The sequence below is a fragment of the Paenibacillus sp. FW101-FHT12H11 genome (genome assembly GCF_058790355.1).
In genome coordinates this window covers 1-20,523 of record NZ_JBYTCO010000019.1, presented here as the reverse complement: position 1 = coordinate 20,523, position 20,523 = coordinate 1, and the positions used below count along the sequence as shown (strand labels likewise).

Sequence of the window (20,523 nt, the reverse complement as noted above, 5' to 3'; positions counted from 1 at the left end):
TCGTGTTAACGGCCGGACTCCTTTAGGCAGAAATAACTTCCTCAATAGGAATCCACATTCTAAATGACGTGCCTTGCCCTTTTATCGTGTTCAAGACCATTTGACCGCCCATATGAATAATTCGGCTTCTGATTTGTTCAATCCCCATGCCGGAAGCTCCGATCTCCTTTTGCACGCCTTCATTTTGAACATTGAACCCTACACCGTCATCCTCATAATAGATATAAAAATAGTGATCCGCTTCCTCTACAGTAAACATGACTCTTGCCGCTTGCGAATGCTTTTTTGCGTTATTCAGAAGCTCTTGCACAATTCGGAATAGATGGCGTTTTGTCGGCAAATCTTTGCTTTCTATATAAGCTACTGAGCCTATGTCAATAGAAAGCTCGAACGGCGTTGTATAGGCTTCCTTCTCTACATACATTTGAAGCGTTTGAATCAGTCCTACTTCCCTCAGTAAATGCGGGTTCAACTCAAAGCAGCTCTGGCGCAAACTCGCATTAATCATATCCACAAAATTGTTCATGTTGTTAAGTTGTTCTTGATCGGACTTTTCCAAGGTGCTTTTATCCGCGATGGAGGAAATTCTTCTTTTCAGGAAGAATAAATCCTGCATGGTTGTATCATGCAAATCGTTTGCGATGCGAATCCGTTCCTCTTCTTGCAGCTCAAACATCACCTTACGAAACCACTGGATGTCCTGCGCGACCGCCTCATGCGGAAGCTGTGCGGCAAACTTTTGCAAATTCCCCGTTAACTTGCGTATCAAGTGTACGTTTTCCAGACTAATTTCCAAATACGTCGTAATAAACTGGAGCCACTGCTTCTCCTCTTTTGAAATGAGCATATTGGTCTTCTTGCGTGTCATCACCAAATATCCCGTAAATGCCCCGTGCCCCGTTATCTCTATACTTGTAAAATCAGGATGGTTAGGTAAGGATGCCTCAAGGATCAAACGTTCAATTTCCAAAGCATCAATTTCACCTTGCGTAATAATTTCTATTTTTTCATTTTCATGGCGAAATACGATGGCGCCCCCAAGAACCTGCAAGGTATTCACAATGTCTATCAGAATAATATCCTTCAACTCTCGCAGTGTAGAGATGGCTCCCAAATTTTTCGATATCTTTTTTAAAGCTAACTGCAGGACATGCTTCTTCGGGAAAAGAAAAGGCTCCAGACGCGTCGTCCCGTACTCAGCTGCATAGAGTAGAAACGATCCCAGGAATATCGAACCAGCGAAAACAAACAGGATTTGCTTTTCGTTCACCTCGTGGCTAAACAGGAAAGCGTAGATACCAGTGAACAAACTGACCGGAATGACCGATACAAGACCAGCAAAGATAAACCGACGAATCACCATGCCAATATCATAAAGCTGATTGGAAGCTATTAAGTAAATAAATGAAATCGGGAACAAGATGATCGTCCAACTCGTATAAATCGCATCAATAACCCAAATGCCAAGAAAAAGTTTAGGAAGAAAAGACAGACAAATGATAGGAAATATAGAAATGAACAAAGAAAAACAGACACTTTTTACTATGCTGGATAAGTACGTTTTATCATTACGAACTTTAAAATACATGTAAGCAATTACACAGATATTAATTAAAAAGCCTATAATGAAAAAAACTAACGTTACAATGCCATCCAACCGATAAAACTGAGTCATTGATGGCATTAAGTAAAACCCTCGCAGCATCGCTATCACTACTAAAATGGCATAAATATATTTGATATACCCCGTAGCAAATTGTAATTCTCCTTTTTCCTTAAAAAAAGTCACTATAAAATGCAAGAAGACAACCGGCAGTATCATCATAAAAGAAGATATTACAATCTTTCCAAGCAGATCACCTCTAATCGAGGCACCTAAACTCATATAAATTAACCCCATCGCCACAAAAACAACGGAAAGCAACCTGGCAGATGGAGAACGGCGCAATTTCAATAAGAGGATACAGGCTAAAAATATACAGATAGATTCTTCTGCTAAGGGAATTACGTCATAGAGAGTCGTACTATTTTTTACTATTTTAAAATCATGATCAATTCCAACTCTGGATATAAGCAATGTGCTTGCTTGTTCAATAGCGCCCCATTTGACCACATACTTAGAATCCTCAGGGGGTTTTCCATCAACAAGCTTTACAACATCTCCTACTCTAATCCCTAATTTAGCGCTTGCACTCTGCGAATGAGCCTCCGTTACCTCCCATTGATCTGCCTTATTCAAGGCTACCATGATTCCGATATATGGCGAATGAAACGTTATATAAGAACACCAAATTTGCAAGAATGCAAATATTGCGACAAAAAAACTAAATAAATACGTTTTTCTAGTATCCATACTACACGTCCTCCAAACATTTGATATAATCAAATAGTAGTTAAAAAATTGTTGAAGGGAGTCTTTCTACACAATGACTATCCAATTAGCCTCTAAGCTGCACGACGTTGTTCACATGCTTAAAAATCTTGAATTAAACCCAGTATCAAACCCTCTAGCAGGTGCTGGTGCCCTTTCTAGAGAGGAATCGTCAGCGATCATGAAAACCTTTACAACAAGAGAGAAAAAACAAACCGAACCAATCTGCAACTGGTTCTAATCCCGTTGTCTTATTTTACCAAAAACAAAAAGGATTGTATAACCAGCTTTTGGCTGTTATACGATCTTTTTTGCATTTCTTCTTACGAAAAGTTGGTCATGCCAGTCTACTACTCTTGCGACGTGAATCAGTATAACAAATAATATGTTAATTAGTACACTTATGGAATATATTCAAAACAAAAACGGGTCCATCATTTGAAATGATTGTACCTATGAGCCCTTCCATATCGAGCTCGCCAGTAAAAAAGTCATCGCCTGATTAATGCCTACTTGGAGGCGATAAACTTGCAGCTTGAGCAAGAATTCATAGACATGCTCCTGAATGAACTGATAAGGCGGGAAATCCTTATTAAAGGGCTGTCAAACCACACGGACAAGGATATTTCTGACAACAAAATTAACGATATGAATAAATGAGCTACTACGGAAACAAAAAATCTCCCGAAAGGGAGACCTACCTCAGGCGCTATTTTTCTCCATGTTTGCTTCAATCTCATATCATACGAAAATAAAGAAAAATAATAAGTTTGATATATTAAAAGCAGGTGGAATAAGTGAAGATAAAAAATCAATAGTTTTGCATGAAGATGATGAATTATTTAAAGTTGGTCACTACTATATAATGGCAGCCTATGCCCAACCAGATGGATCTATCTTAGTTTCGGGTCCCAACTCTAGCAATGAGTTAACTGAAACGAGCAAAGAAAAAATAGAATCTTCAGCAAAATATCAAGAGTATACAAAAGCTCTGGAAAACCAAGTTGTAAGTGATAGAAAAAGATTTAAGTCTTTACAAGAAGAATAGAGCATAGCAAAAAGCAGTTGGCCCCAAAGGTAGCAATGGTTCTAGGAGCTCCGGTGAAGCATTAATTATTGACAATAGCAACTCCATGTAAGGGAGACACTCCCTCATGGAGTTGTTTTGTATTCTATTGTACAAATTTCCATCCCCACCGAAACACCCAACTCGCGAAACAGCTTGCTATAAGCAATACTCAGCCAAACCGTGTTCAAATGCAGCTCCGGCTTCTGATTTTTAACCATTTCGCGGTCCTGTTCGATCAGCCGATTCTGGAAGCGGATGAAAGTATCATCCGCTTCCTCATACGCGTAGTTCCGCTGCTTAAGCATGAAGGCTTGACTTGGTCCTTCTTTCGTTAGCAAACCTGGTTCACCCAAGCAAATCCATACAAATTTACGCAGCGAGAGCGAGACGACGCCCCGATGAATGCACCAATCTTGAGCTTCTACCCCTCTCTTTTTACCGACAAACCACATCGTTCTACCGCTCTGAAAATACCTTCATAACCCGTGCAGCGGCATAAATTGCCGCACAGCGCTTGCTCGGCCTCAGCCCTTGTCGGGGCGGGATTTTTGGCCCACAAGGCCGTTAACGTCACAACCATCCCGGCGGTACAATACCCGCACTGCAGCCCTCCTTCCTCTAACATCGCTTGTTGAACAGGATGCAGCGTTTCCCCTCCGGATATCCCCTCAATGGTCGTTACCTGCTTGCCTGCGGCTTGATAAGCCATTAGCAGACACGCATTTACAGGCTTTCCATCAAGCAGCACCATGCAGGCGCCGCATCGTCCAATCTCACAAGAAACTTTGGTACCGGTCAGGCGCAAGTCGTCTCTTAAAATATCTGACAACCGCTTGGAAGCAGGAACCGGAATCGCGATCTCTTTCCCGTTAATGGAGCATTCCAGCACATACGTTGTATTAATCAATGGCCTCCACCCCTTCTAACCAGTCGATGGACTGCACGATGTCTTCCGGCGAAATCGGAAGCCGGTTCACCCAAATGCCGGTAGCTTGCCGAACCGCCGCCGTAATCGCCGGCGCCAATCCGACGCTGCCGATTTCGCCTACCCCGCGCGGGCCGAACGTATCGCCCTCGGGTAATTCTTCAATCGCTTCTACACGAATGATTTGCGGACTATCTCGAAAAGTCGGAATCAGATACGTGTCCAAATTATGCCTCACATAGGAGCTCTCCTGCATAGGAGCGTCCTCCGTTAATGTGAAGCCTAAAGCCATTACGCTGCCTCCCTCGATTTGACCGAGGAAGCCCATCGGATTAATGACAGGACCAGCTGCAATCACGTGGTCCGTCGCAACCACTCTCACCCGCCCTGTCAGCATGTTCACCTCTACCTCCACGATGGCGGCTGCGTAGGAGTACAAATAATGCGCTCCGACCTGCCCCGCCGGTGTCGTCGGGTAGTCAAAAGCCGTCTGCGCCAAGATCGGCTTAGCTGCTGATAAGGCAGCCGCCGCCAGCTGCGCATACGTCACAACCGGCTCAACCTCCCCATCGCCCTTGCGATGGATCCCGCCTACGCCGGTTGTCAGCTCCTCCGGCGCGAAGCCGCCAAGCTCAGCCGCTTGCTCCAGCAGCGCTTGCACGAACGGCGGCTTCAGCCGCTGCAGGGCGCGCCACATCATCGTCGTGGCGCGGGACGCCGTGCTCGAGCCGCTGCTCGGCACGCGGTCGGTATCACCGATGACGATACGGATGTCACCGGCGGCGCAGCCGAAGCAATCCTGCAGCATCAGCGTGAGCGCTGCGTAAAGCCCTTGCCCGAACTCCTCGAAGCCGAAGGAGGCCTGGATCTTTCCCTCCGGCGTGAGCTCGATGCGTCCGCCGGAGTGATCCGGGATGCCGAGGCCGAGCCCGGCGCCGTGCATCACCATCGAAGCGCCGACGCCACGGCGCAGCCATGGCTCCAGGTCGCCGCTCGCCTGCGGCTGGCCCCGCTTCGCCCAGAGCGGAGACTCCTGCGCCTTGTGCCATACTTGGCTGGCGCCTTCGGTCGGCACGATCTCTTGGCCCATCGGCCCGGGATCGCTCGGAGCGCGCAGGTTCAGCCTGCGCAGCTCCCAAGCGTCCATCCCGAGCTTCTCAGCGAGCCGCTCGATCTGACTCTCCACGGCAAAAATCACCTGATTGCCGCCAAAGCCCCGAAACTCCCCGGATACGCCATTATTCGTATAAACACTAGTTCCTTTTACATTAATATGAGGAATCGTATACGGCCCTATTGCATGTTCAGTGGCAAAGTTCAGCACTTCACAGCCCAACGTTGCGTAAGCGCCTGTATCCGCAAGAATGCTGACTTGATGCGCGATAAGATGTCCATTTGCATCTGTACCGGTCTTCATTGTGATCCGCATCGGATGCCTTTTGATCCCGGCAATGACCGACTCCCTGCGGGAATTATGCATCTTGATGGGAGCGCCTGTTGTAAGCGCAAGCAGGGCACCGAATGGCTGCACATTCAGCTCATCCTTCCCGCCGAACGATCCGCCGATGGGACTGGATACTACGCGAATCTGCTCTTCTTCCATGGCGAGAATCCGGGCTAGCTGCATTCGGTCTTTATAACCATGCTGCGTTGGCGAGTACACTGTCAGTCGGCCATCTTTTTCCGGAATAAAAAGGCCGCCCTCCGTTTCCATGTAGGTGTGCATTTGCCTCGGAGTGTAGTAAGTCTCCTCTACGATATGCGCACACTGTGCGAAAGCAGATTCCGCCTCACCTTGCTTCAGGCTGGTTCGATGCAGCAAATTGCCATCCGGATGAAGGCGCACAGTTCCTTCGTCCAACGCCGTTTCCGGATCGTCTACAACCGGCAGAGGCTCATAGACAACTTCGATTAAACTAAGCGCATACTCCGCGATCTCCTCTGTATCCGCTGCTACAGCCGCCACGGCATCACCGATATAACGGACACGCTCGTGGCAGAGGACAGGCTGATGCGGGAAGGCAATGCCGAACAAATTCATGCCCGGCACATTCTCCGCTGTAATAACGGCGCGAACACCCGCTGCCGCTTTGGCTTTGCTGGTATCTATGGATAATATCCACGCATGCGGGTACTTGCTTCTCAGCACTTTTCCATGCAGCATCCCCGGTGCCGTTAAATCCGTCAGGTATTGGAGCTTCCCGGTGACCTTCTCTTCACCATCGGGACGAATGATCCACTTTTTAGCATACGTATCACGACCTAGGAGCATAGGCTCCGCCCCCTTTTCGCCAAGCTTTGTAGCACTCGGAAACGATCAGATTCGCCGCCGTTATCTTGCGGTAAGCAACACCTGCGTAATCATCCGCTACAGCCTCGAATTCTTCAGACACTCCCTTATGCAACGTTTGCAGGACCTCCTTGGATAAAAGCTTACCGGTGACCGCGTCCTCAAGCTCGGTGAACCTCGCTGGAACAGCGCTTCCTCCGCCTGCGCTTAAAGCGATTGCGGCAATGGTTCCGTCCGCCTTCATCCTTAAACTGCCTGCAACCGTTACGACAGATGGGGTAAAAGCCTCTCTTCGGCCTACTTTCAAATAAAACTCATAGGTCCGGGAAGCGTCTTGTTCGAGTTGTTCTACCTTGTTCGGCTCCACGTTAGTCTGCTGCTCTGCCTCAGTCTGTTTCGCAGCAACCTGCCCAGAAGCTCGCACCACAATCTTGGTCATCATTTCATCCGAGGTAAAAAGCTTGCTTTCCAACCACTCCTTTAGCGGCAGCATGCGCTCTCTCTGCCCATCCGACCACCCCACTTGGGCATCCATGACAAGGAGAACCGGAATGAGATCTCCCGTGCGGGTTATCACATTGCCTCCGATCGAAGCTAAATTACGGACAGAAGGTGCTGCAATTTCGGAACAAGCTTGCACCAAGAGTCCGCAGCGCTGCCTCATCAACTCATTGTCCATCAAATCAGATAAACAACAGGCTGGACCTATATGAACATGACCTTGTGTGTCAATGGTTAAACCCGAAAGAGCGGGAATACGCCCTAAACTGATCAAGTGCTGCGGGGTCGGCGATAAGCCATTCTCCCAGCGTGTGCGAAGCCATGTGCCGCCCGAGATTAACACTGAATTGTCTCCCCATTGATGTTTTAATTGCATGGCTTCCTCTACGCTCGTCGGCTGCCATACCGATGGCTGCTGCTCCGGCAGCTGGTACAAAGGAACTGACATGAACAAAACCTCCTCAGCGTATTCTGAACCGCCGTTTTCCATAAATTATCCGTAGTTAAATTAGATCAACTATAAACAATTTGCAAAAACGGAGTCAACTAACTTAACATTATTTTGTATTTTTGTATAAAAAAATAGCGCATCATTAGTAATAATGCACTTTTCGCTTCAAATATGTTATTTAAATTGACATGAAGTGGTTGGCAAATAGTTTTTTCGCCTCTTCATATCGGTCTGCTGTGTCTATGTCCATGAATAGCAACTCGGTCCCCTCAAGGATATGCCCCCGGTACAATGGCGAGCGGAACAGGGAACGCGCTCCGACATCCCCTTTGAGCGAAGCAGCGGCTTGCCACATGCTCGGGCCCATAATCAGCGGAGGTTTCGGCTGACCTTGATCTCCGCTGGCGATATAGTCCTCCCCTGTATGCTCATTGAACGTCTGCGCAAGTTTATTCAACATCGCCTCATCAATGAACGGCTGATCTGCCAGCAAAATCATGACTCCTTCTGCACCCAGCTCCTTAGCCGCCTGAATCCCGGTACACAGCGAGTGCGCCATCCCGCTCGCTGCATCTGGACAGACCGCAATATGGCAGCTCCCCAGCCGTATTTGTGCTAAAGCAGCTGCCGGCAGCCAATCCAAGAAGTCACCTTCTCGCACGACAACAACCACACTGCTTAGCTCCGAGCCCAGCGCTTGCTGGAGAGCAACTCCGCCTAGCGGAACGCCTCTCGCCAGTTCTAAGGACATCTTCGATGTCCCCATTCGCCTGGAGCTGCCGGCTGCCAGATAAACGCCAACGACCTTTCGCTTCCTAACGCTCACCATGGGCGGCACCCTTCGATATCTCCCGATCTGACGGAGGAGCTCCATTCTTCATTTGCGCGTACATCACGCTTTATACTAATTAATTCCGCTATGATGCTAATGGCATTTTCGATAGGTCCCTCCGAGCCAATGTTCAATCCAACGGGATAATGCACCCATTCCGGTCGCTCCGTACCGTCCAGCAGTCTCTCGGATCTTGAACGTGATCCCATAATGCCGAGGTAGTGCAGTGGCGATTTCAGAACTGCCCGCACGAATTCAGCATCTTTATCAAACTGGTGACTCATCACAACGACATAGTCGTCAGCGGTCAATCTTAGCTTTTTAACCAGCTCTCCTGGAAAAGCAACAGTTGTCTCCGCACCGGGAAAACGTTCTTGCGTGCAGTAGGCGTCGCGCCAATCCGCGATCACTACGCGAAATCCGCTGCTTATGGCCAGCCCTGCGAGCGGAATAGCATCTTGATTAGCGCCAAACACGATGACTCTGGGCTTAGGCTTGAACGTGTAGACATACGCATTGGACAACGATTGGCAATCAGAGGAAGAAGAATATGACGCCTCCTTATCTACACCACTCAAATAATACTGTATATCGGAATACCCCTCAGCAAACGAGCGCGTTAACCTTATCACTTCCCCGCGGTCCACAGCCGCTTTGGCCGCCAGGAGGTGAACCAGCAGTTCACCCGTGACCGGCTCCAGCAGAATGCGAATTAATCCGCCGCACCCGATCGTTTCACCCCAGCCGAAATCATCGGCAGGCCGCATGTCATATTCCACCATTTGCGGCTTCTGTGATGCCTCGACGAGGGGGACATATCCGGATAGATCGGCTTCCAAGCAACCCGGGGAGATGCTCCCGTACAAGCTTCCATCCGAGAGCAGCAGCATCATGGCTCCTTGCTTTCGGTAAGCATGCCCTTCCACGTAAATGACCGTCGCCAGCACAGCTGACTGCGCACAATCCTCTACCGCTTGTAAAATGTCGTAGGCTTCCATTACTCAGTTCACCTCGCTTTTTATGGCACCCTCGTCTTACCAGCCGATTGCTAAACCGTCGCCTCGCGGATCGGCAGCTCCGCTCATGAAGCCCCTCTCATCAATAACAATCCCTTGTGCTTGCCCCATGATGCCGTCCCATGCCTTCACCGGTTCTACCCGATGCCCCCATTTTTTGAGACGGGCATAGACTTCATCATCCAGGCGATGCTCAAGTTTCAACGCATCTCCGTCTTCCCCCCATGTACGTCCGTAGACCCAACGGGGAAGTGCTATCGCTTCTTGAATGGATAGTCCATAGTCCAGTACGCCGGTGAGAATGGAAAGCTGCGTTTGCGGTTGACCTTCCCCGCCTTGGGTGCCATATAACATGTACGGCTTACCTTCTTTGCTGACAATAGCCGGCATTAACGTATGGAACGACCTTTTTTTCGGCTCCAACACGTTCGCGCAAGCAGGGTCCAGCGAGAAAAAGGAGCCCCGATTTTGCATAATCATCCCCGTATCCCCCGGCACATAGGCAGCGCCGAAGTCGAAATAGAGGCTTTGTATAAAGGACACGGAATTGCCCGCTTCGTCAACGACAGCCGCATAAGCCGTATCTTGGCCGATAGCCGGAGAGAAATGCTCACTTGCTTTAAACGGCTCATCCTGTATGGCCTGCCAGAGCTCCTTGGCATAAGCCTTGGACAGCAGATGCTCCAGCGGAATTTCCCGAAAGTGCGGATCCGTTAAATACAGATCACGGTCTTTAAACGCCTTCTTAATAATTTCCGACATGATATGATAAAAGTTGGCTGATGCTCTGGGAACCGCACTTACCTCTATATTTTCCAACATATTCATCATCATTAGCGCTGTGAATCCTTGCGAGTTCGGCGGCATTTGATAAATCTCATAGCCACGGTACGTAGTAGAGAGAGGTTGCACCCATTCCCCGGCATAACTCGTAAAATCTTCTTCCTGCAGCAATCCGCCGTCCTGTTGCACACTTTCCACAACCGCCTTCATGACGGCGCCATTGTAAAAAGCATCCCGGCCATCCCGACCAATCTGGCGCAGCGTTTCAGCCATCTCTTTCTGAACCAGTCGGTCCCCTTCCTTCAAAAGCTCGCCGCCAGTCATATATAGCGCACTAAGCTGTTCAGAAGCCCGAATGAATGCTTCATCCTTCTTCAGCCAGTAGCGTAAATTACGTGAAATCGGAAACCCCTTCTCCGCGTAAGCAATTGCGGGTTCCAACAGCCTCTCCCAAGGCAGTTTGCCGTATTTCTCCCACACTTGCCACCACGCATCGACCATGCCCGGCACCGTAATCGCGCTCAGAATCCCTCTCTGCGGAATCGCTTGCAAACCTTTAGCCTCGTAAAAATCAGGACTCGCCAGCGCCGCAGACTTCCCGCTTCCGTTGAAGCCTGTATAGGTGCCTGTCGCTGCATCGTAAATCAGGAAGAAAGCATCTCCGCCAATGCCCGTCATGTGCGGATACACAACACCGAGCGTCGCGCTAATCGCTATCGCACTGTCGAAAGCATTGCCTCCCTGCTGCAAAATCGCGCTGCCCACGCTGCTTGCCAAATAATGAGGCGTAGCAACCATGGCACGCTCCGCTCGCGGCATGATGTTTAACATGGCTGTTCCTCCTCCTTACAAGCATATTGATTGAGAGCCGCTTGCAGTGCTGCACCGACATTCACTTCTGCTCTGTGCCAGAGAAGAACAGCTTCCAGAGCGCCAAGAACGTGGAGTACGTTCTTTTGATTACAACTAAAGCCCATCGTGCCGATTCGCCAAATTTGACCTTTCAGCGGCCCGAAAGAGCTGGCAATTTCGATTCCGAACGTATTCAGCAGCATCGAGCGTACGGACTCCCCGTCAATCCCATCCGGAATGCGGATGCAGGTGACGACCGGCAGCTTGCAGGTCGGGTTCCCATACAGCGTAAGCCCCATGGCCTGCAGGCCTGCGACCAGCGCTGCTTCATGACGCTTATGACGAAGATAGCGTTCCTCCAGTCCCTCCTGAAGGACTAATCGCAGCCCTTCGCGCAAAGCATAAAGCATGGATGTCGCTTCCGTGTGATGATTGAGCCGCTTCGGGCTCCAGTAGTCCTGCAGCATACCCAAATCAAAATAGTTACTCGCCACCGGCTTCAAACTGGAGACGGCCGCCCCTTGGTCACGCAGCCCCCGTTCGATCGTTTTACGCCGCAGCACCTTGGCCTCGACTCGATCATTATAGGTGATCGGCGACATGCCGGATGGGACGGACAAGCATTTCTGCGTCCCGCCGATGACAGCATCGAGCTGCCAAGCATCCGTTCGAACCGGGACACCACCGATTGTGGCTACCGCATCCACGACTAGCAGCGCATCCACTTCCCGGCAAGCCGGGCCGATGCCATCAAGCGGTTGGATGCAGCCTGTTGACGTTTCGCCGTGAACCATCGCAACGATGTTCGGTTTTTCCCGGTGGATGGCGTCTATGATCTCCTGTGTGTCGAACACAGCCCCCCACTCCCGCTCCAACATGAGAACCTCTGCACCGCAGCGTTCAGCAATTTCTACAAGCAGATGACCGAAACGTCCATAAATAGGAACAAGCACCTTGTCCCCTGGCTCAATAACACTTACCAGCACGGCTTCAATACCGGAACGCGAGGTGCCATCTACTGGAAAGGCCCATTGATTGCTCGTTTGAAACACATCGCGAAGCATTTCCATCGTTTCATTCATTAAGTCTGTAAATTCCGGATCGAACTGCCCCAGAATTGGATACGACATCGCACGCAGCACCCGTGGGTCGACCTCTACAGGTCCGGGGGTCATAATGGTTCTCAGTGAGGGCGACAAATCCTTATAGTATTTCATCTGCTTTCCCCCCATAGCCATATTGGTACAACACGTGAACCAGTGTGTGGAATCCGGCGATCAGATCATCCGCTTCCGTAAATTCCTCCGGACTGTGACTTATGCCGCCAACACTCGGTACGAAAATCATCGCTGACGGACAGATCGGTCCGAACAGCTGAGCATCATGTCCTGCGCCGCTGGGCAGCCGCATATGCAGAAATCCGCCGGCTTCACAGGCAGCTTCAATTTCGTTCGCCATGCTTTCCTGCATCGCGACCGGTGGAGCATGTAAATTTTCAACCGTTTCTATAGTAAGCCCTCTTCGCATCGCGATCTCTTCGAGCTTTGTTAGCAACCTTACACAAAATGTACGCATCTCCGGCTCGTCAGTATGCCGAATATCCAATGTAAACTCCACTTCGCCCGGCACCACATTCGAGGTTCCCCGCTTCACTTCCAAACGTCCCACCGTAGCAACAAGCGGCTCTCCAGCCTCAAGAGCCATCTGCTCCGTTATTGCCACCATTTCTGCCGCTCCGGCGAGCGCATCCTTGCGCATCTTCATCGGTGTTGTTCCCGCATGATTAGAGCTGCCTGTTACCTGCACAGTTAGTCGGATTTGGCCAACGATGGCCGTTACAATCCCAATTTGTTTCTTTTTATAGGCTAAAATAGAACCTTGCTCAATATGAATCTCCATGTATCCGCCGATGGATTCGCGTTTTGCTGGATACTGCTGCCCGCTTGCTGTGGCATCTGTGACATCAAAGCCGGCTTCCTGCATTGCTTCAAGCAATGTTATGCCATCGCTATCTGCAATTTCAGAAGCAAGACGCAAGGTTCTTGTTCCAGTGACATGTCCTGAGCCCCAGTAGGCCAAGGGGAAGCGGCTTCCTTCTTCTTCACAGAACGAGACAGTTTCTAATGTCCGCTTTGGTGTCCCGTAAGCTGCTTTTAAATATCCGAGTGCCATCATCGAGGCGACGACACCGTAAGCGCCATCGTACTTCCCGCCGTTTTTGACCGTATCGATATGTGAACCTGTTAGTAACGGCTTCGCGTCCGGCTGACTGCCCGGCAATTTTCCAAATACATTGCCAACCGCATCGAATCCGGCCTCCAACCCCAACTGCTGCATTTTGCTAACAATCGCTCGTTGTGCCTGCAGCCATGGATCCGTATACAGCAGTCGGGTGACCCCTCCTTCGGCATTAGCCCCATACGAGGAAAGCTCCTCCAACTCCTCAAGCATCCGCTCTCCGAATTGGGACAGCGTATCAAGTGAATTCGGTACCCTTTTAGCCACCGACCTCACCTCCAACGATCACTGCGGGGCGTAACCATGCGCCATCAGCCGTCTCCGTAACTCCTTCTCCAAGCTCATACACCTTGCTTCCACGGCAAAAGGTCGCCTGCACACGGCATCCAAACGTCCGCCCCACATAAGGACTATGCTTGTGGCGGTAAAGCAAATCATCCGCCTGCAGGGTATACCCCCTGCTCAGATCAACCAATGCGAAGTCGGCATCCGCTCCGACGGCAATAACCCCCTTGCGAGGATATAGTCCAAAACGCTTGGCAGGCTCAAGCGAAAGCATCCTCGACAGCTCAGGCAGAGGCACATTTCTGCGAAGATGCCCCTCATCCAACATCAGCTCCATGGAGCTCTGCGCCCCGGAGATGCCGCCCCACGCTTCGAAGAAATCCCCCTGCTTCATGGATGTTGGGCACGGGGAATGGTCGGAAGCGAGAATATCAAGCCGCCCGGCCATCAGCTCCGCCCACAGCCGGTCTTGATCTTCCGCCGTGCGCAGCGGTGGCGCGCACTTCGCGACCGGACCCAGCTGCGCCAGATCGGCGCTGGTCAGTGCCAAATAATGCGGGCACGTTTCCACCGTGACGTCCAGCCCTTTGGCCTTCGCCTCCGTGATGGCCTGAACACCTTCCGCGCTGGAAATATGCACGAAGTGCAGCCGGCAGCCCGTCTGCTCTGCGTAGCACAGCGCGCGGTTCACCGCTTCCAGCTCTGCTGCGATCGGCCTCGTCTCAACGTAGTCGAGCGCTCCTTGTCTGCCTTCCGCTAGAGCCTTGGCGGCCCGCTTGGATACGATTTCTTCGCTTTCAGCATGAAGAGCGAGCACCAACCCCAAGCGGGCAATTTCCTGCATGCCTCTATAGAGGGTTTTGTCGTCCACCTCAGCGAATATATCGTCCCCTTCTCCTCCGGGACAGGACATGAAGGCCTTGAAGCCAATGACGCCGGCTTCCGCCAGCTCCTGCAGGTTCCCGATATTGCCGGGAACCAATCCTCCCCACAGGGCATAATCGACCACGGAGTGTCCTTTGGCCGCTGCCAGCTTTTGTTCCAGAGCGCTAAGCCTTACCGTTGGAGGTACGCCATTAAGCGGCATATCGATAAATGTCGTGCACCCTCCTGCTGCAAGAGCTGCCGAGCCTGTCGCGAACCCCTCCCAATGACCAAGCGCCGGTTCGTTAAAATGAACATGTGCATCGATCATGCCGGGCAGAATATGCAAGTGCTCCGCCTCATAAACAGGCGTCTGCTCCGAATAGTTGAGGTTTTCGCTTAACGCAGCAATTTTGCCGCCTAGAATACCGATGTCTACCTGCCGCACGTCATCCATGAGCACCGCGGTACCTTTGCGAATCACGAGGTCATACTGTTGATCATCCATGCGAAATCCTCCCTCGGACGTAGATATAGCCGCAATTTTTCCAAACGCTAGCTTCCTCTATATGTGTTATATCCCCACGGTGCAATCAAAAGCGGGACATGATAATGACTATCTGCTGCGGCAACGCCGAAACGGATGGGCACTTGATCCAGAAAAGGAGGATCGGTTAGATGCACTCCCGTCTCTCTGAAGTAATCTCCGACATGGAAAACTAACTCATAGGTTCCGGGTACAAAATCTTCCCCACTCAGCATCGGCCCCTGCAATCGGCCATCGGCATTCGTGATTTCGCTTCGTAGAAGCTCAGCCCTTCCCTCTTGAAGACGGTACAACTCTATCTGTACAGCTTGTGCTGGTTTACCTTGGCTAATGTCCAGAACGTGCGTTGTTAATCCAGCGCTCATAGGCCCTCCAGATCACGTTTTGACATCGAAAAGCCTTGAAAACCATACGGCGGTCTAGGCTCTGTGAACACCTTTCCTTCACCTGCCGTGGCTTGTTCCAGAATCGTTTCCCACGTACGGTTATTCGATTCGAACCGAATCTCTTTTAACTGTGGGAACCTTAGTAATGCGCGCTGTCCGATGCGGTAGATGAGATTTTGAATCGATGGCGAGTGTTGTTCATGAAAAACCGTATGTGCGATGTCGCGAATTTGCTCAGCAGCCACATAACGGCCCAGATCCGAATCCAGCGCATCCTCCACTTCCTCATAGCTCCAAGCAATATCCAGGAAAATAAATAGCGGGCGGTCATAGGATTCTGGTAGTGTTGTATACTCATCTCGTACAAAACCTGCGAATGAACTGCCCTTCACCTTGATCAGCTTCAGATCAGCCATACCGCCTTCATGCTCCTGAATCGCGATGCCCTCTTCCGTCCTTGTAAGCTCTACTTTGGCTGTCGGATGCTCATTTTGTGAATACCGGTAGACCAGATTCCCATTCTCGAAGCCTTTGGCTCCCGGTACCGGCAGCGCATCAAAAGCAACCTGGTCGGCCGTCATTTTCACACCGGTCATCTGAGGATATGTCTCTAGCAGCTTGCGGCTTGCGAAGGCGAGAAAACCTTCCGCCGTTGCACCTTCGTATTCTCCAGCTTTGCGCAAGATGAAATTTTTCATGGAATCCGTGGCTACGACCAGCGTATTATCCCCCTCTGTAAAAGAAGTGAAAAACTTCTCCCCACTAACCGCCACCTTAATATTCATCCCAAAAAGCACATTGTCTCGTCCCACAAAACCCGATTCAGGGATTAACGTCAGATTGGTTAGCGGTTTTGCGTAGGACCTGTATACCCATACATCGCCTTTGCCGTAGTACATGATTCTCTCAGATCCGTTCTTCATCGGTTTCCCCTCCGATTCGTCTACTAGCACTGCCTCTAGGCGAAACCGCCCGATTTTGCAAACCTCCTGTAAAGCCTTGCCCATTTCCTCCTGCACCTCTCGATGAATGCGATGGCTCAGCGCTTCGCGAATCGTTTCCTTGGTCTGACCCTTGACGGCCATGATGAACGGAAACTGAAAAGCCTCCGTATACTGCTTGTTAAGCTGAAGAAACTGCTCGTATTCTTCCGGTGATAACTGGTTCAGGCCAGCTCCAGCCTGCTCATTTACGGAGTGGTTCGTCATGCGAACACGAGTTCCCAAGTCGGGATGAGCTCGCAGCAGAGCCAACTGCTCTTCCCGATCCGCGCGCCATACTTCCTTTTCCAGACTGCTGATCAGATCCTGCCTTGTTGCGAAGGGCCGTGAACTCCACGCCCGCTCCGCCACCCAAGGGGAGTGTTCATACAAAGGGCCGAAGGTCTCGACGAACCCTTTCTGTGTCAGTTCATTCACTTCCTGAAGCGTTAGCGCCACTCCCCATCACCTCTCCAACGATGTAAATGTTAACCATTCTTGATCAAGATTTGTTTCATTGTAAATGCGCCATCCCCATGGGTCAATTTATATGAAAGAAGTTTGTAAAGTTTCATAACATCAGTAACTTTTTTTGTGAAATTACAAAAAAAGCCGCTTGGGACAAGGAATTCTCCCTAGCGGCTTTCATTTTTGGGCTTCTGCAACGCGATTCTCACCCCCAATAACCGGCATGCGCCGCAACAGCCTCCGCCTCAATCTCTGCAACCGGGCCGATAACCTGTATCTGTTTGCTGCCCCGAGCAAAAACGACCCGACACGGCAAATCCAGCGTCGGATTCTGTTCATCCACCCCAGTCAATTCAGCCAGACGCGTCTCCGAAATGCCATAAACAACGCGCCCCACGTTGCCCCAATAAATAGACCCCGCGCACATGGCGCAAGGCTCAGCAGATGTGTACAGCGTGCATGTCCATAGCTCGGCTTTGCTGTATTTTTTCGAGGCCGCTTCCATCAGTGTGGTTTCAGCATGCCCCGTACAGTTGGACTCAGTTATCTCTATATTGCCTTGCTCCAAAAGAACCTCACCCGTCGGCCCTACCAGCAGCGCACCAAATGGCGTATTGCCGGATTTTCTAGCTAAGACAGAGAGTTCAACGCATCTTTTTAAATAAAACAAGTGATTCTCTGGTCCATTCATCGGTTACCCTCCATGTTCGTCTAAAATCTTTGCTCCCTTATATAGGGAACGCCAAGCGCTTCCGGCGCGCCCGAAGGCCTATTGCGGTTACGCCAGCCTAACTACATAAGAACGAGAATAGTGACGAGATAGGGAATCATTTTCAGAAAATAAGAAGGAATATGACTTCCAATCAGCTGTACGCGGAAACCCAGAATATCCAAAACCCCAAAGAAATACGCACACACCAAGGCCCGAATCGGATTCCACCTGGCAAAAATAATGAGCGCCACGGCAATCCAGCCGCGCCCTGACGTCATGCCTTCATTCCATGTCGGCGTGTAAACAAGCAGCAGAACTCTAACAGATCGTGTACGCCAGCTGTTGCACCTACATCGAGCCCTTGCGTTGGATGTACCGCTACCATCAGCTTCGGATCGAGGTCCACTTCCCTGGCGAGGAGCAGCTTCTGTTGATTGCCACCCGACAAGTGGTGCACATGCGCATCGATTCCCGGCGTCTTCACATCAAAAAGCTCAACAAGCTTCTGCGACCAATGCCTACATTCAAACCGTTAACCACCAGCATAGGGTTGCCCAAGGGCTTCTCCCTCACAACGGTTCGGGCATTTACGCTCTCTTGTCCGACCATCAGCTGCGCCAAATCACGTTCGCTCGTCTAAGATTTCGCCATCGTTGCAATCATTTTTCCTTTGCGCATCACGGAAATATGATCGGAAGCGAACATCACTTCTTTCAGCTTATGTGTTGTCATAATTCAGGCGGATCTCACCATGAGTGGGGCGATATACCCCGGAGAGCATGCACATCATCGTGCTTTTGCCGGCGCCATTTTCCCCGAGCAGCGCATGAATTTCTCCTGCTTTTGCCTGAAAATTCACCTCATCGTTCGCGATCACTGAGCCAAATTGCTTCACAATCCGGATCATCTCAACGGAGTACTGCTCCTCTTTCTTCAATCGCGCCCCTCCTCTTATAACCGCTTATGCTCAAAACAGCATCTCCCCAGGAAGGATCTGCTGCGGCTACATACTTCTATCCATTTTTTCCACTATACTGTTCAGTTGAAATATACGTCAATTAACATCACATCTTATTAGCGATGCTCACGAAAAACACCTCTTACTTTGTGCTAATCGCCAAAAATAGCGTCAACTAACATAGCGCGAACGCAAAAAGGAGCAGCCACAAAGCGTCTCTACAGACGTTTTGTAACTGCTCCTTAGCTAATCGCTCTCTAAGAAAGAAAGATGCCGCCATATACAAAGCCGGCCACAATGACAAAAGCAGGATGAATCTTTCTCTTTTGAATGAGATAAAATGCGACTGCCGCGATGCCAATAAACTGAAGATATCCAATTGCCTTTGTAGACTCCACCAGGCTGCTCCATGTAACCAGCACCATCATGATTGCAATTACGGGCTGCACAAGCAGCGTCATTCCTTTTATCACAGGAGATTGCTTATATTTCTGCAGGATATTCAATAAAATGATAAGTGCGATAATCGACGGAACTACTGTTGCCGCTACAGCCACCAAAACCCCGATCCATCCGCCAAGCTGAAACCCGACATAAGCGGCAATTTTCGTCGCGATCGGCCCAGGCAGGGCGTTCCCCAGCGCCAGCATGTTAGAGAAGTCGCTGCTGGTCATCCAGTCATGGTTCGTGACAATCTCCTGATACATCAATGGGATCGAAGAAGGTCCACCTCCGTATCCAAACACATTGGCCAGAAAAAAACTAACGAATAAATGCCACCATTCCATCATGCGTCCTCACCAGTCCCCAGTTGTCTCTTCTTCCACTTATCCTTGAGCTTATGATGGAAGGCGCCATATAGGAGGAAGAGAAAAATGACAATCGCCGGATGCACAGAAAATGTCTGCAGCAGCAAGAAAGAGATCACGAAAAAAGTAATGCCTGCCACCCAGCCCAATCCCTTGATGGCTTTCTCCCCAAACTCATACGCCATGACACCCAGCATCACCGCTACAATCGGCACAACAGCAGCTATCATCCCTTTGATCACATGCGACGTACTAAAAAATTGAATAAATGAATATAACCCCACCATCGCCACACAGGTAGGCACAATATGCGCAAGAACCCCAACTGCCGCTCCAGCTGTTCCTTTAAGGCGGTAGCCCAGATACCCGGCCAGCTTCGTTGCAATGGGCCCAGGCAGCGTATTTGCTATGGCTAATACCTCCATGAACTCCTCATCTTTCATCCATTGAAAACGCGTCACTGCCTCATACCGGATTAACGGGACTATCGACGGTCCACCACCATATCCCAGAATCCCCGTACGCAGCATCGCCATTCCAATCTGAACATATGTATTTCCCACACGCATCACTCCTATCTCTTGTTGCAACTTCAGCATCTATATATATACATAAATCTGCAAGCAGGCATCAAAGTAAACTTTGCCTTATTGTAATCTAAGTTTAAATGATTTATCTGATTCTATCCGCACTTTTGTAAAATGACAAACAATGTTTGGTTTCTTTGGACGTTCAACTCACCAGGGGGGACTCCTGCGTCGCCTATGTTGTATTTTATGCATTTAAATCATGCAAAATAGCGAGAGATTGCCTCTTCGTTGTACATAGTGCAACATTCTTTGAGTTGCGAGTCCCTTTTTCGCATATTTCGGTGAAATGGTTGTATTTTATACAACGGGAAGTTATTTCGTAGCGGAAAAGTATCTGTTATGTTGTATTTAATACAACATACCGAGGCAAAGATGTGCTTTTATGCCTTTCATTCATCCAACTTTACTGCAAAAAGTGCAGGTAAATTGCCCTCCTCATCGTTATGTAAGAGCCCCCACGGTAATGGCAGTACACAATAAACAAAAAAACCTTACGAGGATTTCTCCTTGTAAGGTTTCTCATTGTGCTTGGCAACGTTCTACTCTCCCAGAACCCTGCGGTTCAAGTACCATCGACGCTGGAGGGCTTAACGGTC

At 50.0% G+C, this 20,523-nt stretch carries 22 protein-coding genes; 3 read left to right on the top strand and 19 right to left on the bottom strand.

The window, feature by feature from the left end:
* Positions 1 to 22 precede the first annotated feature (22 nt).
* Positions 23 to 2,353, bottom strand: coding sequence for a sensor histidine kinase (locus AC3WTJ_RS36290; protein ID WP_492526496.1), 2,331 nt, complete (start codon positions 2,351 to 2,353; stop codon positions 23 to 25).
* Between the two features lie 73 nt (positions 2,354 to 2,426).
* On the opposite strand from AC3WTJ_RS36290, the gene AC3WTJ_RS36285 reads away from it, so the two are divergent.
* From AC3WTJ_RS36285 to AC3WTJ_RS36275, 3 genes are all read left to right on the top strand, one after another.
* On the top strand, positions 2,427 to 2,612 hold the full coding sequence (locus tag AC3WTJ_RS36285) for a hypothetical protein (RefSeq protein ID WP_492526494.1): 186 nt from the start codon (positions 2,427 to 2,429) through the stop codon (positions 2,610 to 2,612).
* Positions 2,613 to 2,869: 257 nt separating this feature from the next.
* A complete protein-coding gene (sda, locus tag AC3WTJ_RS36280) occupies positions 2,870 to 3,031 on the top strand; it encodes a sporulation histidine kinase inhibitor Sda (protein ID WP_492526565.1) in 162 nt (53 codons plus the stop codon).
* Between the two features lie 61 nt (positions 3,032 to 3,092).
* Positions 3,093 to 3,419, top strand: a complete 327-nt coding sequence (locus tag AC3WTJ_RS36275; protein ID WP_492526492.1) for a hypothetical protein — start codon at positions 3,093 to 3,095, stop codon at positions 3,417 to 3,419.
* Between the two features lie 104 nt (positions 3,420 to 3,523).
* Here the strand turns inward: AC3WTJ_RS36275 and AC3WTJ_RS36270 are convergent, their stop codons facing one another.
* The 18 genes from AC3WTJ_RS36270 to chrB form a co-directional block, all read right to left on the bottom strand.
* A complete protein-coding gene (locus AC3WTJ_RS36270; protein ID WP_492526490.1) occupies positions 3,524 to 3,892 on the bottom strand; it encodes a hypothetical protein in 369 nt (122 codons plus the stop codon).
* Positions 3,862 to 4,347: a (2Fe-2S)-binding protein gene (locus tag AC3WTJ_RS36265; RefSeq protein ID WP_492526488.1), complete on the bottom strand. Its 486-nt coding sequence runs from the start codon at positions 4,345 to 4,347 to the stop codon at positions 3,862 to 3,864. Before AC3WTJ_RS36265 ends, AC3WTJ_RS36270 begins: the two co-directional genes overlap by 31 nt.
* Positions 4,340 to 6,637, bottom strand: coding sequence for a xanthine dehydrogenase subunit D (gene pucD, locus AC3WTJ_RS36260; RefSeq protein WP_492526486.1), 2,298 nt, complete (start codon positions 6,635 to 6,637; stop codon positions 4,340 to 4,342). The genes AC3WTJ_RS36265 and pucD overlap by 8 nt, the downstream gene beginning before the upstream one ends.
* Positions 6,621 to 7,604, bottom strand: a complete 984-nt coding sequence (locus AC3WTJ_RS36255) for an FAD binding domain-containing protein (protein ID WP_492526484.1) — start codon at positions 7,602 to 7,604, stop codon at positions 6,621 to 6,623. The genes pucD and AC3WTJ_RS36255 overlap by 17 nt, the downstream gene beginning before the upstream one ends.
* A gap of 181 nt (positions 7,605 to 7,785) precedes the next feature.
* Complete coding sequence (locus AC3WTJ_RS36250; protein WP_492526563.1) at positions 7,786 to 8,436, bottom strand: nucleotidyltransferase family protein; 651 nt, start codon at positions 8,434 to 8,436, stop codon at positions 7,786 to 7,788.
* Positions 8,430 to 9,437 (bottom strand): XdhC family protein, encoded by a 1,008-nt coding sequence (locus AC3WTJ_RS36245; protein ID WP_492526482.1) that lies wholly within the window; start codon positions 9,435 to 9,437, stop codon positions 8,430 to 8,432. Before AC3WTJ_RS36245 ends, AC3WTJ_RS36250 begins: the two co-directional genes overlap by 7 nt.
* A gap of 36 nt (positions 9,438 to 9,473) precedes the next feature.
* Positions 9,474 to 11,069 (bottom strand): gamma-glutamyltransferase, encoded by a 1,596-nt coding sequence (gene ggt / locus AC3WTJ_RS36240; RefSeq protein WP_492526480.1) that lies wholly within the window; start codon positions 11,067 to 11,069, stop codon positions 9,474 to 9,476.
* Positions 11,063 to 12,307: a pyridoxal-phosphate-dependent aminotransferase family protein gene (locus AC3WTJ_RS36235; protein ID WP_492526478.1), complete on the bottom strand. Its 1,245-nt coding sequence runs from the start codon at positions 12,305 to 12,307 to the stop codon at positions 11,063 to 11,065. Before AC3WTJ_RS36235 ends, ggt begins: the two co-directional genes overlap by 7 nt.
* Positions 12,294 to 13,595 carry a M20 family metallo-hydrolase gene (locus AC3WTJ_RS36230; RefSeq protein ID WP_492526476.1) on the bottom strand — a complete coding sequence of 434 codons (1,302 nt, stop codon included), beginning with the start codon at positions 13,593 to 13,595 and terminating at the stop codon, positions 12,294 to 12,296. Before AC3WTJ_RS36230 ends, AC3WTJ_RS36235 begins: the two co-directional genes overlap by 14 nt.
* Entirely contained in the window at positions 13,588 to 14,985 is a 1,398-nt protein-coding gene (locus tag AC3WTJ_RS36225) for an allantoinase (protein WP_492526474.1), read from the bottom strand. Before AC3WTJ_RS36225 ends, AC3WTJ_RS36230 begins: the two co-directional genes overlap by 8 nt.
* 47 nt (positions 14,986 to 15,032) lie before the next feature.
* On the bottom strand, positions 15,033 to 15,389 hold the full coding sequence (gene uraH, locus AC3WTJ_RS36220; protein WP_492526472.1) for a hydroxyisourate hydrolase: 357 nt from the start codon (positions 15,387 to 15,389) through the stop codon (positions 15,033 to 15,035).
* Positions 15,386 to 16,849: a factor-independent urate hydroxylase gene (gene pucL / locus AC3WTJ_RS36215; RefSeq protein ID WP_492526470.1), complete on the bottom strand. Its 1,464-nt coding sequence runs from the start codon at positions 16,847 to 16,849 to the stop codon at positions 15,386 to 15,388. The genes uraH and pucL overlap by 4 nt, the downstream gene beginning before the upstream one ends.
* A 214-nt stretch (positions 16,850 to 17,063) precedes the next feature.
* On the bottom strand, positions 17,064 to 17,549 hold the full coding sequence (locus AC3WTJ_RS36210; protein ID WP_492526468.1) for a nucleoside deaminase: 486 nt from the start codon (positions 17,547 to 17,549) through the stop codon (positions 17,064 to 17,066).
* Positions 17,550 to 17,650: 101 nt separating this feature from the next.
* Positions 17,651 to 17,848, bottom strand: coding sequence for a hypothetical protein (locus tag AC3WTJ_RS36205; RefSeq protein WP_492526466.1), 198 nt, complete (start codon positions 17,846 to 17,848; stop codon positions 17,651 to 17,653).
* Positions 17,845 to 18,054: a hypothetical protein gene (locus AC3WTJ_RS36200; RefSeq protein ID WP_492526464.1), complete on the bottom strand. Its 210-nt coding sequence runs from the start codon at positions 18,052 to 18,054 to the stop codon at positions 17,845 to 17,847. The genes AC3WTJ_RS36205 and AC3WTJ_RS36200 overlap by 4 nt, the downstream gene beginning before the upstream one ends.
* A 234-nt stretch (positions 18,055 to 18,288) precedes the next feature.
* On the bottom strand, positions 18,289 to 18,507 hold the full coding sequence (locus AC3WTJ_RS36195; RefSeq protein ID WP_492526462.1) for an ATP-binding cassette domain-containing protein: 219 nt from the start codon (positions 18,505 to 18,507) through the stop codon (positions 18,289 to 18,291).
* Between the two features lie 278 nt (positions 18,508 to 18,785).
* Complete coding sequence (chrA, locus tag AC3WTJ_RS36190; protein WP_492526460.1) at positions 18,786 to 19,319, bottom strand: chromate efflux transporter ChrA; 534 nt, start codon at positions 19,317 to 19,319, stop codon at positions 18,786 to 18,788.
* Entirely contained in the window at positions 19,316 to 19,900 is a 585-nt protein-coding gene (gene chrB / locus AC3WTJ_RS36185; protein WP_492526458.1) for a chromate efflux transporter ChrB, read from the bottom strand. The genes chrA and chrB overlap by 4 nt, the downstream gene beginning before the upstream one ends.
* Between the last annotated feature and the right edge of the window lie 623 nt (positions 19,901 to 20,523).

Excerpts from the sequence above, each read along its gene's own strand:
- AC3WTJ_RS36290 (WP_492526496.1), bottom strand. The coding sequence starts at position 2,353 with ATGGATACTAGAAAAACGTATTTATTTAGTTTTTTTGTCGCAATATTT.
- AC3WTJ_RS36285 (WP_492526494.1), top strand. The coding sequence starts at position 2,427 with ATGACTATCCAATTAGCCTCTAAGCTGCACGACGTTGTTCACATGCTT.
- AC3WTJ_RS36275 (WP_492526492.1), top strand. The coding sequence starts at position 3,093 with ATGTTTGCTTCAATCTCATATCATACGAAAATAAAGAAAAATAATAAG.
- AC3WTJ_RS36270 (WP_492526490.1), bottom strand. The coding sequence starts at position 3,892 with ATGTGGTTTGTCGGTAAAAAGAGAGGGGTAGAAGCTCAAGATTGGTGC.
- pucD (WP_492526486.1), bottom strand. The coding sequence starts at position 6,637 with ATGCTCCTAGGTCGTGATACGTATGCTAAAAAGTGGATCATTCGTCCC.
- AC3WTJ_RS36255 (WP_492526484.1), bottom strand. The coding sequence starts at position 7,604 with ATGTCAGTTCCTTTGTACCAGCTGCCGGAGCAGCAGCCATCGGTATGG.
- AC3WTJ_RS36250 (WP_492526563.1), bottom strand. The coding sequence starts at position 8,436 with ATGGTGAGCGTTAGGAAGCGAAAGGTCGTTGGCGTTTATCTGGCAGCC.
- AC3WTJ_RS36245 (WP_492526482.1), bottom strand. The coding sequence starts at position 9,437 with ATGGAAGCCTACGACATTTTACAAGCGGTAGAGGATTGTGCGCAGTCA.
- ggt (WP_492526480.1), bottom strand. The coding sequence starts at position 11,069 with ATGTTAAACATCATGCCGCGAGCGGAGCGTGCCATGGTTGCTACGCCT.
- AC3WTJ_RS36235 (WP_492526478.1), bottom strand. The coding sequence starts at position 12,307 with ATGAAATACTATAAGGATTTGTCGCCCTCACTGAGAACCATTATGACC.
- AC3WTJ_RS36225 (WP_492526474.1), bottom strand. The coding sequence starts at position 14,985 with ATGGATGATCAACAGTATGACCTCGTGATTCGCAAAGGTACCGCGGTG.
- uraH (WP_492526472.1), bottom strand. The coding sequence starts at position 15,389 with ATGAGCGCTGGATTAACAACGCACGTTCTGGACATTAGCCAAGGTAAA.
- AC3WTJ_RS36210 (WP_492526468.1), bottom strand. The coding sequence starts at position 17,549 with ATGAATGGACCAGAGAATCACTTGTTTTATTTAAAAAGATGCGTTGAA.
- AC3WTJ_RS36205 (WP_492526466.1), bottom strand. The coding sequence starts at position 17,848 with ATGACGTCAGGGCGCGGCTGGATTGCCGTGGCGCTCATTATTTTTGCC.
- chrA (WP_492526460.1), bottom strand. The coding sequence starts at position 19,319 with ATGATGGAATGGTGGCATTTATTCGTTAGTTTTTTTCTGGCCAATGTG.